The 13,235-nt window shown below is 73.0% G+C and carries 13 protein-coding genes and 1 pseudogene; 5 read left to right on the top strand and 9 right to left on the bottom strand.

The features are described 5' to 3' along the window. Window positions 1-9: 9 nt before the first annotated feature. The 4 genes and pseudogenes from menC to AC1QRC_RS08750 all read right to left on the bottom strand — a co-directional run. Window positions 10-1,143, bottom strand: a complete 1,134-nt coding sequence (menC, locus tag AC1QRC_RS08765) for an o-succinylbenzoate synthase (protein ID WP_484206383.1) — start codon at window positions 1,141-1,143, stop codon at window positions 10-12. After that, window positions 1,140-2,018 (bottom strand): GNAT family N-acetyltransferase, encoded by an 879-nt coding sequence (locus AC1QRC_RS08760; RefSeq protein ID WP_484206382.1) that lies wholly within the window; start codon window positions 2,016-2,018, stop codon window positions 1,140-1,142. Before AC1QRC_RS08760 ends, menC begins: the two co-directional genes overlap by 4 nt. Before the next feature lie 43 nt (window positions 2,019-2,061). Beyond that, entirely contained in the window at window positions 2,062-2,403 is a 342-nt protein-coding gene (locus tag AC1QRC_RS08755; protein WP_484206381.1) for a M20/M25/M40 family metallo-hydrolase, read from the bottom strand. A gap of 94 nt (window positions 2,404-2,497) precedes the next feature. Further along, window positions 2,498-3,172: pseudogene (locus AC1QRC_RS08750) on the bottom strand (M20/M25/M40 family metallo-hydrolase); the annotation flags it as partial. Between the two features lie 137 nt (window positions 3,173-3,309). On the opposite strand from AC1QRC_RS08750, the gene AC1QRC_RS08745 reads away from it, so the two are divergent. Both AC1QRC_RS08745 and AC1QRC_RS08740 read left to right on the top strand, forming a co-directional pair. After that, a complete protein-coding gene (locus AC1QRC_RS08745; RefSeq protein WP_484206380.1) occupies window positions 3,310-4,644 on the top strand; it encodes a hypothetical protein in 1,335 nt (444 codons plus the stop codon). A gap of 80 nt (window positions 4,645-4,724) precedes the next feature. Next, window positions 4,725-5,264 carry a pyridoxamine 5'-phosphate oxidase family protein gene (locus AC1QRC_RS08740; protein ID WP_484206379.1) on the top strand — a complete coding sequence of 180 codons (540 nt, stop codon included), beginning with the start codon at window positions 4,725-4,727 and terminating at the stop codon, window positions 5,262-5,264. 177 nt (window positions 5,265-5,441) lie between these two features. Here the strand turns inward: AC1QRC_RS08740 and AC1QRC_RS08735 are convergent, their stop codons facing one another. Genes AC1QRC_RS08735 through AC1QRC_RS08720 form a run of 4 tightly spaced genes read right to left on the bottom strand, consistent with a single transcriptional unit; the run spans window position 5,442 to window position 7,920 of the window. After that, window positions 5,442-5,924 carry a hypothetical protein gene (locus tag AC1QRC_RS08735; protein WP_484206378.1) on the bottom strand — a complete coding sequence of 161 codons (483 nt, stop codon included), beginning with the start codon at window positions 5,922-5,924 and terminating at the stop codon, window positions 5,442-5,444. A gap of 20 nt (window positions 5,925-5,944) precedes the next feature. Continuing rightward, window positions 5,945-6,730 (bottom strand): 2-keto-4-pentenoate hydratase, encoded by a 786-nt coding sequence (locus tag AC1QRC_RS08730; protein WP_484206377.1) that lies wholly within the window; start codon window positions 6,728-6,730, stop codon window positions 5,945-5,947. Window positions 6,731-6,760: 30 nt separating this feature from the next. After that, a complete protein-coding gene (locus tag AC1QRC_RS08725; protein ID WP_484206376.1) occupies window positions 6,761-7,342 on the bottom strand; it encodes a hypothetical protein in 582 nt (193 codons plus the stop codon). After that, window positions 7,339-7,920 carry a sensor domain-containing protein gene (locus AC1QRC_RS08720; protein ID WP_484206375.1) on the bottom strand — a complete coding sequence of 194 codons (582 nt, stop codon included), beginning with the start codon at window positions 7,918-7,920 and terminating at the stop codon, window positions 7,339-7,341. Before AC1QRC_RS08720 ends, AC1QRC_RS08725 begins: the two co-directional genes overlap by 4 nt. A 424-nt stretch (window positions 7,921-8,344) precedes the next feature. On the opposite strand from AC1QRC_RS08720, the gene AC1QRC_RS08715 reads away from it, so the two are divergent. The 3 genes from AC1QRC_RS08715 to AC1QRC_RS08705 are packed head-to-tail and all read left to right on the top strand — an operon-like array spanning window position 8,345 to window position 11,901. Further along, window positions 8,345-9,772: an ATP-binding protein gene (locus AC1QRC_RS08715; RefSeq protein WP_484206374.1), complete on the top strand. Its 1,428-nt coding sequence runs from the start codon at window positions 8,345-8,347 to the stop codon at window positions 9,770-9,772. Then, on the top strand, window positions 9,657-11,024 hold the full coding sequence (locus AC1QRC_RS08710; RefSeq protein WP_484206600.1) for a helix-turn-helix domain-containing protein: 1,368 nt from the start codon (window positions 9,657-9,659) through the stop codon (window positions 11,022-11,024). Before AC1QRC_RS08715 ends, AC1QRC_RS08710 begins: the two co-directional genes overlap by 116 nt. Window positions 11,025-11,049: 25 nt before the next feature. Beyond that, complete coding sequence (locus AC1QRC_RS08705; protein WP_484206373.1) at window positions 11,050-11,901, top strand: patatin-like phospholipase family protein; 852 nt, start codon at window positions 11,050-11,052, stop codon at window positions 11,899-11,901. Window positions 11,902-11,935: 34 nt separating this feature from the next. Here AC1QRC_RS08705 and AC1QRC_RS08700 read toward each other — a convergent pair whose 3' ends face one another. Continuing rightward, window positions 11,936-12,910, bottom strand: a complete 975-nt coding sequence (locus AC1QRC_RS08700) for a YihY/virulence factor BrkB family protein (protein ID WP_484206372.1) — start codon at window positions 12,908-12,910, stop codon at window positions 11,936-11,938. Window positions 12,911-13,235 lie beyond the last annotated feature (325 nt).

Below are 13,235 nucleotides of genomic sequence, written 5' to 3'. Positions count from 1 at the left end.
GCGACCAGCCTAGGGGAGGGACGCCTCCGCGGATAGTTCCTCGACCGACACCGTGCGTGCCGCCAACGTCGCCGGGTCGACGGTGACCCCGAAGCCGGGCCCGGTCGGCACGTCGACCACGCCGTCGTGCATCACGATCTCCTCGGTGAGGTCCTCGGCGTAGAAGCGGTTCGACCCGGAGATATCGCCGGGCAGGGTGAACCCGGGTAGCGCGGCGAGCGCGGCGTTGGCGGCCCGGCCGACACCGGTCTCCAGCATCCCACCGCACCACACGGCGATGCCGTGCGCGCGCGCCAGGTCGTGGATCCTGCGCGCCTCCAGGTAGCCGCCGACGCGACCGGGCTTGACGTTGATGACCGAGGCGGCACCCAGCGCGATGGCGTCCGCGGCCACCTCGGCCGACACGATCGACTCGTCCAGGCACACGGGGGTCTCCAGGAGCCGGGCCAGCTCGGCGTGCTGCCGGATGTCGGCCTCCCCCAGCGGTTGCTCGATCAGCAGCAGCCCGTGCTCGTCCAGGCGCCGCAGGTGACCGGCGTCGGCGAGGGTGTAGGCCGTGTTGGCGTCCACCTGGAAGGGCAGGTCGTCCCCGAACTCCCGCCGGACCGCGGCCACCGGCCCGAGGTCGGCGCCCGGCTTGATCTTGAGCTTGATCCGGGCATAGCCCTGCTCGAGGTAGTCGGCGACGACCCGCAGCAGGGTGGGCTCGTCGTCCTGGATCCCCACCGACACCCCGGAGGGGACGCTGTCGCGCACCACCCCCAGGTAGGAGCCGAAGGACCGCTCCTGGGAGCGCAGCTGCGCGTCGAGCACCGCCATCTCCAGGGCGGCCTTGGCCATGGGGTGCCCGACGACCGGGCGCAGGTGGTGCGCGACCGTCTCGGCGGTGAGGTCCTCGACGGCGAACAGGGTCGGTGCCAGCCAGCGCCGGGTCACCTCGGCGGCACCGGTCAGGAACTCCGAGGAGTAGAGCGGCTCGCTCATCGCGACGCACTCCCCCCACCCGGTGACCTCGCCGGCGGGGGTGTCCAGCACCGCCTCCACCAGGTAGGTCTCGCGCTCGGTCTGGGTGCCGAACGAGGTCGTGAACGGGCTGACCAGCGGCAGCCGCACCGTGTGCAGGACCAGGCGTTGCAGTCTCATCGGTCTCCTCCCGTGCCCAGCACGTAGTGGCCGGCCCGGAAGTCCCGGACGGTCCATCCGTCGTCCAACAACTGTCCGAGTGCCTCCCTGGTGGCCCGTCGCCACCGCGCCGCGAGGGCGGGGTCCCGGTGCCGGATCTCCTCGATGTCGCGCGGCACTCCCACCAGGACGTCCCCGTCGTGGTGGGCCGGGGGCGGGGTGAAGGGGGTCGGCTCGTCGCCGTCGCAGGTGAGTGCCACCAGGTCCGGCCCGTCATCACGTATGCCATCACGCACCGTCGCGGGATCGCCCGCCTGGGCGGGACGGCTCGCGGCTGCGGGCACCGGCGCGGTCAGGTCCCACTCGACCAGCATCCGGTCGCTGAACTGCCCGGCGTTCACCCCGTCCTTGAGCCGGCCGTAGAAGTCCTCGTGGTAGGACACCGGCAGGGCGCCGAGTTTGCGGATGTTGAAGTGGGCGTTGCGGGCGACCAACGGGTCGTAGGTCCAGCTCATCCGGGTCAGTCCCCGCTCCAGGCACCAGGACCGCTGGTGCAGTTTGATTACCCGGCCGACCCCCGCGACGGTGAGCGTGCGCAGCACCCCGACGATGTGGGAGTGCAGCGTCTCCCCGGAGGCGCCGACGAAGCCGACCCCACCGCCGACCAGGCGCCCGTCCAGTCGCGCCTGGACGACGTAGTGCCCGGCGTGGGCCAGGGCGACCAGGGTGCTGAGGTCGATGACGTCGGACTCGTCCGTGACCTCCCACACCCGGTTGAACAGGTCGACGATCTCCTCGCACTCCGCCGCGGACCCGGCAGCGACGACCTGCAGGCCCAGCGCCGCCGCGGCCTCCTGCGCCTCGCCTCGCAGCCAGGCGCCATGCGGTCGCGACATCGTGCTGCTCAGTGGCCACCTGGGGCCTCCTCTCCGGCACCTCTCATGCTACGGACCGGTCGTCCAGCAGGGAACGGATCAGCCCGGCCAGCACGGCCGTGCGCGGGGCGATGTGGTCGACCAGGACATGCTCGTGGTCGGCGTGCGCCCCGTCACCGACGGCGCCCAGCCCGTCGAGGGTCGGGATGCCGGCGCCCGCCGTGAAGTTGCCGTCGGAGGCTCCCCCGACGTCGGCGCCTTCCGGGACCTGCACCCCCAGCCGGTCGGCGACCTCGCGGTAGCGGGCGAACAGGCCCTCCGAGGCGGCCCGCTCCAGAGGCGGCCGGTTGATGCCGCCGGTCAGCTCCAGCTCGGCCCCCGGCACGACGGGGCGCAGCGCCCGCATCGCCGCATCGACCCGTTCCTGCTCGGCGATCGGTGGCCGCCCTCGCGTCGACGTCGAGCCGGGCCTGCGCCGGCACGGTGTTGCTGGTCGTGCCGCCGGAAAAGCTGGTGGGGGTGACCGTGGTCCCGAGCCCGGCATCGCCCAGGGCCGCCACCGCGAGCACCTGGTGGGCGAGCTCGACCCCGGCATGGACCCCGCGCTCCGGCTCCAGCCCGGCGTGCGCGGCCCGTCCGTGCGCCACGAGTTGGTAGCGCGAGGCGCCCTTGCGACTCAGCTTCAGCGCGCCCCCGGGGGCGGACGCCTCCAGCACCAGGGCCGCCCGCACCCCGGCAGCCTCGGCGAGGATGAGGTCCTCGGAGGTCGTGGAGCCCACCTCCTCGTCGCCGGTGACCAGGATCGAGATCCCCTCGAGCGCCGTCGGTCCGGACTCCTCGGCCAGCATCGCCACCGCGTGGATCGCCATCACCAGACCGGTGACCATGTCGAAGCAGCCCGGCCCCCGCAGGACCCCGTCGTCGATCGAGAAGGGCAGGCGCTCCAGGGTCCCGTGCGGCCACACGGTGTCCTGGTGGTTCAGCAGCAGCACCCGGGGCGGCCCGGACCCGAACCGCAGCCGCAGGTGGGTGACGCCGTCGACCACGATCGTCTCGGGCCGGGCACCCAGCCGCTCGTGCAGCAGCGCGGCCACGTCGGCGGCACCGGCAGCCACGGCGGCCAGGTCCGCCGACGGCGTCTCGGTGCACACCACCCGCTCGATGTCGGTCAGCATCGTGGGCAGGTGACGCCGGGCGAGTTCGAGTGACATGAACCAGCAGCCTAGAGACCTCCGCGACCTCCCCCGCGCCACGGGCCTCGTCTACCCTGCGTCCCAGCGGCAACACCCGTCCCCCACCGGAGGTCCGCACCATGCGCGTCCGAGTCAGCACGGTCCTGGCCGTGGCCACGGCCCTGCTGGTCACGTCCGGGTGCGGCGCGTTGAGCCGCGGCGCCGACGGGGCGCGGGAGTTCACCGAGCACTTCACCACGACCTACCCGGACCACGTCGTCGACACCCGCACGGCCGCCTCGGACGGGCTGCCGTTCACCGGTGACACGGCGGGCGCCCTGGTGCTGGCGGACGACACCCCGCCGGACGTCTTCGCCGACCTGCTCGCCGAGGTCACGGACTGGCGCCCGTCCAGCGGGGCCAGCTACAGCCCCGAGGGCGTCATCGCCAACGGTGTCGGCGTCTGCCTCGATGACCCCCAGCAGGACCTGATGCAGCAGTTGCGCGACGGTCTGTATGCGGAGGGGCTGGCGCTGCGCGGCGCGTGGGAGTGCGTCATGTGGCAGTCGGCCGACACCTCGACCTATGAGGGCACGTTCGCCGATCTCGTCGCCGACACCGCGGCCGTGCGCGGCGTGCTCGACCCCGAGCACGAGCTCGTGCTGTCGGCCCAGGTCAGTGAACCCTGGGGGTCGGTCACGGGACGGTGGACCGCCGTCCCCAACACCCTCGAGGCGACGCTCGAAGCGGTCGCCGCGCTCCACCCGGTGACGACCTTCCGGGTGGAGGACGACGTCCTGTCGGTGAACGTCGCGGAGTCCGCGGACCTCACCGAGGCCCGCGCCGCGGCCGACCAGGCGGCAGCCGGGGAGCTGACCGTGCACGTCCTGCAGGGCAGTCTGGACCCGGCCGACGCCGAGGCGAACGAAGAGCTCCTGCCCGTCGTCCAGGCCGTGCAGGGCCACCCGGGCGTCACGTCGGCCGTGGCGGTCAACAGGTCGGTGGAGGTCATGACCGACGACCCGGCCGCCTTCCGACCGATTCACGACACGGTGATGGACCACCCGGACTTCCCCGACGGGGCCAGGCTCAAGATCCAGCTCGCCCGTCCCGACGGGGACCGACCGGCCAACAGCAGCGGGTACGCCCGCACCGACGCCTCGGCAGCCGACACCCACCTGGACGCCTTCGCTGCCGTGTTGGCCCTTCCCGAGGTGCAGGAGGCCGGGCTGGTCGAGCCGCCCGCCGGCGAGCAGGCCCATCTGGGGCTCACCCTCACGGTCGACTTCCCCGAGGGGCTGGCGGCGCTCAAGGCCGTGTTGCCCGACGACATTCGGGTGACGGCCCGGGGCCCGGAGGGATACGCCCGGGTCGAGCTCACCACGGCCCGCACCCTTACCGAGGACCACGTCCACACGATCTTCACCGCCCCCGAACTCGAGGCCATCATCGAGGCCTGGAACGCCGCGCCCTGAGCCTGCCGGCCCGGGACCGGGTGGTGGGCCGGCCCCTGGCGGGGGTGGCGGGCCGGCCGGGTGCGAGGCACGATGAGGGGATGAGCCACTCCCCGCCCACCACGCACCTGGACGCCCGCTACGGCGACGCCCCCACGCCGCTGGCCTGGGACCGGACCGAGCAGCTGTTCGCCACCGCCGAGCTCTATTGGCTGAGCACGGTGCGCCGCGACGGACGCCCCCACGTGACCCCGCTCATCGGGGTGTGGCACGACCGCGCGTTCTACTTCTGCACCGGCCAGGAGGAGCAGAAGTGCCGCAACCTGCTCGACGACCCGAGCGTCTCGGTCACGACCGGGACCAACACCTGGTCCCGGGGCACCGACGTGGTGCTGGAGGGCACTGCCGCCCAGGTCACCGAGCGTTACGAGCTGGCCGAGGTCTCCGCCGGCTACCTGGCCAAGTACGGCGAGGACTGGCGTTTCGAGGTCCACGACGAGGGCGGGTTCGTCGGCGGCGGCAAGGAGGGCGCCGAGGAGGACGAGACCGAGCCCCTGGCGCTGGTCTTTCGGGTGCGACCGCAGAAGGTCATCGCCTTCACCAAGGACCCCCACGGCCAGACCACCCACGAGTTCGAATAGGGGCACAGCCTCCGGACACCCTGCACGGTGCGCGCTTGCCGGCCCCGCACCGCTGCCAGCACGGAGAGTCCTCTGTCATGCGCTTTCGGTGTTGCAGAAACCGGTCTATAGCCCCGGATCCGCAACACCGGAATCGCATGACCTCGCCGAAGTGGCCCGGAGGTCAGGGCGCGTCTGTCAGCAGTCGCGCAGTTGGTCGGCCGCGACCGTGTCGCCGTCCTCCCCCACCAGCAGCTCCTCGGGGGCGAGCCCGGTCAGCTGGTCGGGGGTGAAGGTCACCGGCACGAGGGACTCCCCGGTGTGCTCCGGGATCGCCTCGGCGATGTGCGTGACGTCGGCCTCGAGTCCCGCGATGCCCCCGGGCAGGTCCTGGGTCGAGAACACGACGGTGCCCGCGCCGGGACCGTCGGCGTCCAGGGTGACCTCGGCCAGGATCGGGTTCTCCTCGTCGTCCGCCAGGCCCTCGCGGCCGCGGGTCAGGGACACCACGGACACCCCGGACTCGCCGCAGGTGTCGTAGTGGATCTCCAGCTCCCCACCACTGCCGACGCCGACGCCGGCCCGACCCACGGAGTCCGGCGGGGACTGGTTGCACCCCGCGAGCAGCAGCGTCCCGCCGACCAGCACCGTCCCGAGCAGCCCTGCTCCGCGCAGCGTCATGGGGAGAAACTACCGCCCGGTCAGCTGAAGGTCACCGCCAGCGCACCGAACCGGCCGTAATCACCCGTCACGGTGTCGCCGGGGCGCACCGGCACCGGCACGGCGCAGGTGCCGGTCGTGACCAACTGGCCCGACTCCAGCGTGATGCCCTGGCCGGAGAGTTCGTTGACCAGCCAGGTGAGCGCGGGGACGGGGCCGCCGAGCACCCGGTGCCCCGCACCGTCGTGGACCAGCCCGGAGCTGTGCGTCGCCGTCGGGGTCTCCGCGGCCAGGTCCACGCCCTTCCAGTCCTGCTCCGCCGCAGGCTGCACTACGAGATGGAACCCGCAGGCGTTGTCCGCGATGAGCTGGGCCTCCCCCACCGTCTCGACCGCGTCGAAGCGCGTGCTGGGGACCTCCCACGACAGGAGCAGCTCGCCGGTGCCGTCGAGCACGTCCTGCTCGGTGTAGGCCGCCTCGCGCGGCGCGAAGTCGGCGGTCATCCGGAAGGCGAACTCCAGCTCGGCCAGGTGCATGAAGTTGCCCTCCAGCGGCACCGGCTGACCCGGCTCCAGGAACCGTTCCGCCAGCACCCGCCCGGCCAGCGGACCGTCGACCTGCAGGTGGTCCTGACCCGCCTGCGACGTGGCGGCGATCTTCCAGCCGACCACCGCCGAGCTGCGGTCGGCGAAGTGCGCCTGCACGGCATACCCCTCCCCGCGGGTCCGCGGTCGCACCTCCTCCGGGATGTCCGCCACCGTGTAGCCACCCTCGTGGGCGCCCCACAGCACCTCGAACGCCTGCCGCGTCGCCTGCTCGTCCAGCACCGTTCCCGCTCCCGTCTGCTCGGAAGCGGCCTACTCTACGGAGCCCGCGGCGAGGCCCCACCGTAGGTGGCGCCCCACGGCGACCAGGAGCGTGCCCAGAAGCGTGATCGCGGTGAACGTCACCAGGTTGCGCCAGGCACCGCCGAGCAGCGCCCCGTCGGTCAGCACGAGGACCAGCGGGATCGCGGCCACGGCCATGCTGGTCCAGACCGCGACCGCGGCGTGGCGCAGGTCCGAGCGCAGGGCGATCACCAGGCACACCAGCACCTGGGTGATCAGCGGGACGACCGGCAGCGGCCAGGGCAACCCGTCCTGGCCGACCGTGAGCAGCGACGTGGCGAACAGTGCGGAGACCGAGAGCCCGAGGCCGACGCGGGGGCGGTCTGCGGCGAGCAGGAGGGATGCGGCGTGGGCCCCGGCCACCACGAAGGAGATCGGCACGAACACGCCATACAGGGCGCTCAGGACGGGCACGTTCACCGCGCACAGGGTGACCGCGGCGAGGGAGAGCAGCAGCCAGCCCCAGATGCGGGCGACCAGCCGGTCCCCGGGAGCGGGCAGCGCCACGCCACGGGTGGGCGAGGGGTCCGAGACCTGCGACACGGCGATCACCGCTCCTCCCCGCCCAGCAGGGCCCTGGCGACCATCGCATCGACCCGCGCGCAGGACCGCACCACCCACGGCGCGAGCACCAGCAGCACAGCACCGGCGGCGAGATAGAGCAGCGACTCGGTGAGGTAGCGGTCGCCGCCGAGCGTTGCCCCCGTGACGGTCTCGACCAGCCAGGTCAGCCCCGCGTGGTCACCCGGAGGCAGGAAGCGCCCCCACACCCACCAGGTCAGCCCACCGAGCGCGGTGGCCACCCAGGTGACGCTGAGCACGAAGGTGGTGGTCCGCAGCGGGAGGGCGACCAGGAGTGCGTGGATCGCCTCCTTCCAGGTCTGCGGGTCGGCGATCGTGGCGATCAGCCGACGGGCGACGCCGGGCGCGGGCCGCAGGTAACGCGGCTCGGGCACTGTCACGCCCCAGCTCCGCAGTAGCTCCCGGTTCTCGCGGGCGAACCCGCTGGCGGCGAGCAGCATCAGGCCGAGGACCGGGGCCCCGACCCACAGGACGAGGGTGCCCACCCCGAGGGTGAGCAGCGGCCACAGCACCACGAAGCCGACAACCGTCAGGAAGAAGCCCGGCACGAGGTAGGCGAAGTCGTGCCCCAGGGACCGCCAGGACGTATGCGGAAGGCTGGGACGGGAGGCGGGTGCCTCCGGTGATCGGGGATCGGGTGAGTTGCTGGGTGGTCATGTCCCACAAGGTAGGAACGGCCAGGAGAGCCGGGCATCACCCCAGAGGGCCTTTCCGTCCTGATACCTGAGGGTGAGAGACCGGGCCGCGGTCGGGGCCGGAACGTGTTTCGTCGGCAGTGGCGGACGGCAGTCTCCCCGGTTCCCATGCGTGGCCTGGCGCCACAGCCCGGTGCCGAACGCCACCGCCGACGACGTGCCAGTGCTGATGTGTGGCACCCTCGCTGCGAGGCTAGGCACAGTCCACCACCTGGAAAAGTCGAGCACATCGGGCAGTTGCCCTATTTATCGGGACGATCTCTGGGACACTGGATCAATGGCGGATCTCCCGCTCCGCGGACGGACCACGGCCCTCGCCCTGCTCGGGCAGCTTCTCGAGCACCCGGACCGTCGGCTGCTGACCCTCACCGGCCTGCCCGGGGTCGGCAAGTCCCGCCTGGCCCGCGAGGTGCTCGCCGGCCACTCCGGCCCTGCCGTGGCACTGTCCGCGGACCAGATCTATGAGCCGGGTCTGCTGGAGCGTCGGATCGCTGCCGCCGTCGGGATCCCCGCCGGGGCGGGCGAGCCGGCCCCGGCGCTACCGGGCGACGCGGGGGCCACGGACCCACCCACCGACCCACCCTCGACCCTGCTGCTCGTGGACGACGTCCACCGGGCGCCCGACACCGGGCGGACGCTGCGCACGCTGCTCGCCTCACGCCGCGACCTGCGGTTGCTGGTGACGGCGCGCAGTCCGCTGCGCATCCCCGGGGAGACGGTGTTCCGGCTCGACCCGTTCCCGCTCCCGGACCCGGAGCAGCCCGCGGCCGAGCTGGCGCAGCACCCGTCGGTGCGACTCTTCGTCGACATCGCCACCGCGACCGGCACGGCGGCGGCCACCGAGGGTGCGGCGCTGCCGGCGATCGCCCGGATCTGCGCGCTGGTGGGCGGCCTGCCACTGGCGATCGAACTGGCCGCCGCACGCTCCGCCGCGTTCTCCCCCACCAGCCTGCTGCGACTGCTCCGGGAGCGGCCGCCCGGCGAGGTGCTCGGGCAGCCGGCGCCGGAGGACGACCATGACCTCTTCGGGGCGATCGCCTGGACCGAGTCCCTGCTCACCCCCGACCAACGCACCCTGCTGCGCCGACTCACCGTGTTCCGCAGCCCCGTCCCGGTCGAGGCGATCGTGGCGGTCGCGGGCAGCACGGACGTCGTCGCCGGTCTGACCGCGCTGGTCGACGCGCACCTGGTGGAGGCCGACCACACCGACGGGGCCACCCGGTTCTCGTTGCACCCGCTGGTGCGGGAGCACGCCCACAGCGCGCCTGGTCGCGGAGTCACCGGAGGAGGTGGAGCAGCTGGAGGCCGCGCACATCCGGTGGGCGCTCGGTCTCGTCGCCGGGACCAGCGAAGCCGAGACCGCGGCCCAGTTCCTCGGCGCCAGCGAGCAACTGCGGCCGGTGGGTCCCGACCTGCGGCTGGCACTGCACCGGGCCCTGGACCGGGGGGACGCAGCGGCGGCGGCCACGCTCGGGGTCGGGCTGGCTCCCTACTGGTTCAGCCAGGGTGCGCCCCCGGGTCACCTGGACCTGTTGCGTCGGGCGGCCGGCCTCCCCGGCATGGCCGAGGTCCCGGCCGGGCTGCGGGCCATGCTCGCCGGGTGGCACGGACTGCTGCGGACCGAGGTGGCGCACAGCGCCGACGAGGTGGCTGCCGTGCTCTCCGACCTGCTCTCGGCGGTGGACCTGGCCAGGGGTGCCGGTGACGTGGTCCTGCTGCGGGTCCTGGGACTCACCGTGCGCGCCTCGCGGTTCGCCGAGCACCGGGAGGCGATCACGCCGCTGTGCGACGAGGGCCGCAGGTTGGCGCGCGAGTTGGGGTGGCAGCCCACCCTGGCCCGGTTCGAGATCTGGACCGGCATGCTGGCCCACCAGGTGGGCCAGCACGAGCAGGCCCTGCGGTGGGCCGTGACGGCATACGAGCGCGCCCAGGGGCAGGACGACCCCGTCCTGCTCCTCACCGCCGCAGGCTTCCTGCACACGCTGCCCGGCGCCAGGGCCCGCGTCCCCGAACTGCCCGACCACGACGACCTGCTGGCGTTGGCCCGCCGGACCGGCAGCCGGCACATCCAGGCGTGGCTGCAACCGGTCGCCGCGATCGAGGCGGTGGCCGGAGGGGACCTGGAGCGGGGCGCCGCCTACGCCGCCGAGGTGATCGAGTTCGGCCGGGCCATCGGGGCGTGGGGGTGGTGCGGGGCGCCGATGATCTGTCTGACGAAGGTGGCCGCGGCCCGGGGAGACCGGGTCCAGGAGGCCCGGTTGCACGGCATGATCTCCCAGCACATGCCGGTGCTGCGGCCGAGCCTGACCCCCGCGATGCTGCAGGCCTACACCGTCTCCCTCCAGGCCTGTCGGGAGGCACTGGGGGTGCGTGCCTTCGACTCGGCCAGCTTCGCCGGGTCGAGCCTGACGCACCTGGCCGCGGCGGAGGAGGCGCTGACGTATGCCGAGTCCGTCACCGCCGCCCCACCGGTCATGGCGACGTCGGTCAACCCGCCGGTCATCGGGCCGATCACCATCGAGTCGCCCGCCCCGGGGGAGCCCGCAGCCGAGGTGCCCGTCGCCGCGTCGCCCTCAGCCGCATCGCCCGCAGCCGAGGCCACCCCGCTCGAGCCACCCGCCCTCGAGCCGTCCGAGGTCGGCCCGACCGCCGCCGAGCCGGTCACCAAGCCCGCGCCGGCCCCCTCACCCACCGCGACGGCGCCCCCGGCCGGCTCCGCACCCTCGGGCACGCCCCTGCTCACCGCCCGCGAGCAGGAGGTGCTGGCGGGCCTGGTCGCCGGCGAGACCAACAAGGAGATCTCGAGCTCGCTGGGGATCAGCCCCAAGACCGTGATGCACCACACCTCGAACATCTACCGCAAGCTGCAGGTCCGGGGCCGCTCCCAGGCGGTCGCCTGGCAGCTGCGGCGGTCCCAGGGACACGGCGGGACACCCGGCTCCCCACCGACGCTCTGAGCGGGGCGTGCGCGAGACTGGCGGCATGGTTGACCTGAGGCTCCGTGCCGCGCCCTCGCCCTCCCAAGACCCTCCGGAGCCTCGTCTCGGGCTGGCGCTGGGGGGCGGCGGCGCCCGGGGCCTGTGCCACATCGGAGTGGTGCGCGTGCTGGAGGAGCTGGACGTCCGCCCTGACGTCGTGTCCGGCACCAGCATGGGCGGGCTGATTGGGGCGTTCATCGCGGCCGGCTACACGGCGGCCGAGATGACCGAGATCGCCACCGACCTGCGCTGGCGCAAGCTGATCGACTGGAACCCCCTGTCCGGGAGGGTCATCAACACCGACGGCTTCCAACGGTGGCTGGTCGAGCTGCTCCCCGAGACGTTCGAGGAGCTGGACCTGCCGCTGGTGCTCACGGCGACCGACATCACCGACGGCCGGATCCACTACAGCCAGGACGGGGACCTGATCACCGCGCTGCGGGCGACCACCGCCTACCCCGGGGCGATCGCGCCGGTCGCGATCGGCAGGGCGCGGCTGGTGGACGGCGGCCTGCTGAACCAGATCCCCGTGGACGGCGCCCTGCTACTGGGTGCGGACCGCGTCCTGGCGGTCAACGCCACCCCGCTCGCCGAGCTGGAGCACCCCCAGGAGGACGCCGGCTCCCCCCGCCGCCGCCCGCGGCTCAGTGCGCTCAAGGAGCTGCTGCGCGCCGCCGACGTGATGCAGGCCCAGCTGACCATGGCACGCCTGTCGTTCTACAAGCCCGACGTCCTGCTGGACCCGCTCATCGAGGGTGTGGAGATCGCGGACTTCCACAAGGCCAAGCAGGCGATCCAGGCCGGTGAGGACGTGGCCCGGGCCCACCGGGAGGACCTGGCCACACTGGCTCGGTAGGACGGGGACCGCCGGCCGACCCGGACCCCGGTGGTCACTCCTCCCGGTCCTCGAAGGTGACCTCGACCTCCTCGTAGTCCTTGACCGCGGTCGCGCGTGTGGCCTCGGACAGCGCCTTCTCGTCCGCGTCCGTCAGCGGCTCCTCGTCGCTGAACGGGGCCAGCAGCGCGCGCGGGTACAGACCCTTGGCCAGCACCACGTTGAGCTCGACCGCGAGCACCACGATCACCGCGGCGACGTAGATGAAGCCGACCAGGCCGAGCACCAGCCCGAAGACGCCGTAGGCCTCATTGCTCTCCGCGACCCGGGTCACGTAGCCCGTTCCGACCCACTGCAGGAGCTGCCACCCCAGGGCGGCGACCACGGCGCCGGGCAGCGCCTCCCGCCAGCCCACGTCGTAGGTCGGTGTCAGCCGCATCGCCAGCAGGAACACGGCCAGGGCCACCAGGAAGGCCAGCACGGTCGTGAGCAGCCGGAGGAACGCCTGCACCTCCAGCCCGTACGCGCTGGCGTTGCTCGCCAGCACCGACACCACGGTGGACCCCAGCAGCATCAGCCCGGCGATCCCCAGCAGGGGCAGGCTGCTCACCGGCGAGCGCAGCGGGTCGGGACGATCGCTGCGCGGCACCGCCCAGCAGACATCCATCGCGTGCAACGTGGCCTGGCACGCCCTGACGGCGCCCCAGATCGCCACGAGCACACCGGCCACCAGGGCGACGCCGCTGCCCTGCAATCCGTCGGGGGTGCCGATCTGCGCGCCGAGGACGGGGAACTGGCTCACCGCGGTGTCCAGGATCCGCTCGGTCAGTTCCGGCTCGTCCTGCAGGAGGAAGCCGAGCACGGACGTGAGCAGGAGCAGCACGGGGAAGAGCGCCAGGAAGCCGTAATAGGTGATCAGTGCGGCCAGGTAGGGGCCGTGGTCGTCGGCGTACTTGAACACCACCGCGATGGGGGCACCGAGCCACCGGTGCCGCCGTTGCGCCCGGTCCAGCTGCTTCGCGAGCCGCATGGGGCCACAATGTCGGGCCCCGGTGCCATCATGAGAACAGTCGAGGGAGGGCGATGACATCGTGTCGGGAGCGATGGGGACGGTCGCGGAGAGCGGGTCGGCACGGTCGACCTGGCCCGGGAGCTGGCACGAGACCTGCCCGCGCCGACAGCGCCACCTGCTGGCGGGTCTACCCCCAGCACAAGACCCCACAGGCCAGGCGGCTGCACCTCTGGCAGACGACCGACGGCTTCGAGCTGTCCAGCGTGCGCCTGCACGACGACGTCCGACCCTGAGACCGGGCTCGTCACGGACTCCCGGTATGCAGGCGTGCCGGGTCGGCACG

The organism is Ornithinicoccus sp. (assembly GCF_057176825.1).
The sequence above is the reverse complement of the archived record's forward strand: the minus strand, read 5'-3'. Positions and strand labels throughout refer to the sequence as shown.

Bases quoted from the DNA above. Each gene is read 5' to 3' on its own strand.
- AC1QRC_RS08705 (WP_484206373.1), top strand. From the start codon at position 11,050: ATGGTTGACCTGAGGCTCCGTGCCGCGCCCTCGCCCTCCCAAGACCCT.
- AC1QRC_RS08700 (WP_484206372.1), bottom strand. From the start codon at position 12,910: ATGCGGCTCGCGAAGCAGCTGGACCGGGCGCAACGGCGGCACCGGTGG.
- menC (WP_484206383.1), bottom strand. From the start codon at position 1,143: ATGAGACTGCAACGCCTGGTCCTGCACACGGTGCGGCTGCCGCTGGTC.
- AC1QRC_RS08740 (WP_484206379.1), top strand. From the start codon at position 4,725: ATGAGCCACTCCCCGCCCACCACGCACCTGGACGCCCGCTACGGCGAC.
- AC1QRC_RS08760 (WP_484206382.1), bottom strand. From the start codon at position 2,018: ATGTCGCGACCGCATGGCGCCTGGCTGCGAGGCGAGGCGCAGGAGGCC.
- AC1QRC_RS08715 (WP_484206374.1), top strand. From the start codon at position 8,345: ATGGCGGATCTCCCGCTCCGCGGACGGACCACGGCCCTCGCCCTGCTC.
- AC1QRC_RS08755 (WP_484206381.1), bottom strand. From the start codon at position 2,403: ATGCGGGCGCTGCGCCCCGTCGTGCCGGGGGCCGAGCTGGAGCTGACC.
- AC1QRC_RS08735 (WP_484206378.1), bottom strand. From the start codon at position 5,924: ATGACGCTGCGCGGAGCAGGGCTGCTCGGGACGGTGCTGGTCGGCGGG.
- AC1QRC_RS08745 (WP_484206380.1), top strand. From the start codon at position 3,310: ATGCGCGTCCGAGTCAGCACGGTCCTGGCCGTGGCCACGGCCCTGCTG.
- AC1QRC_RS08710 (WP_484206600.1), top strand. From the start codon at position 9,657: ATGCTCGCCGGGTGGCACGGACTGCTGCGGACCGAGGTGGCGCACAGC.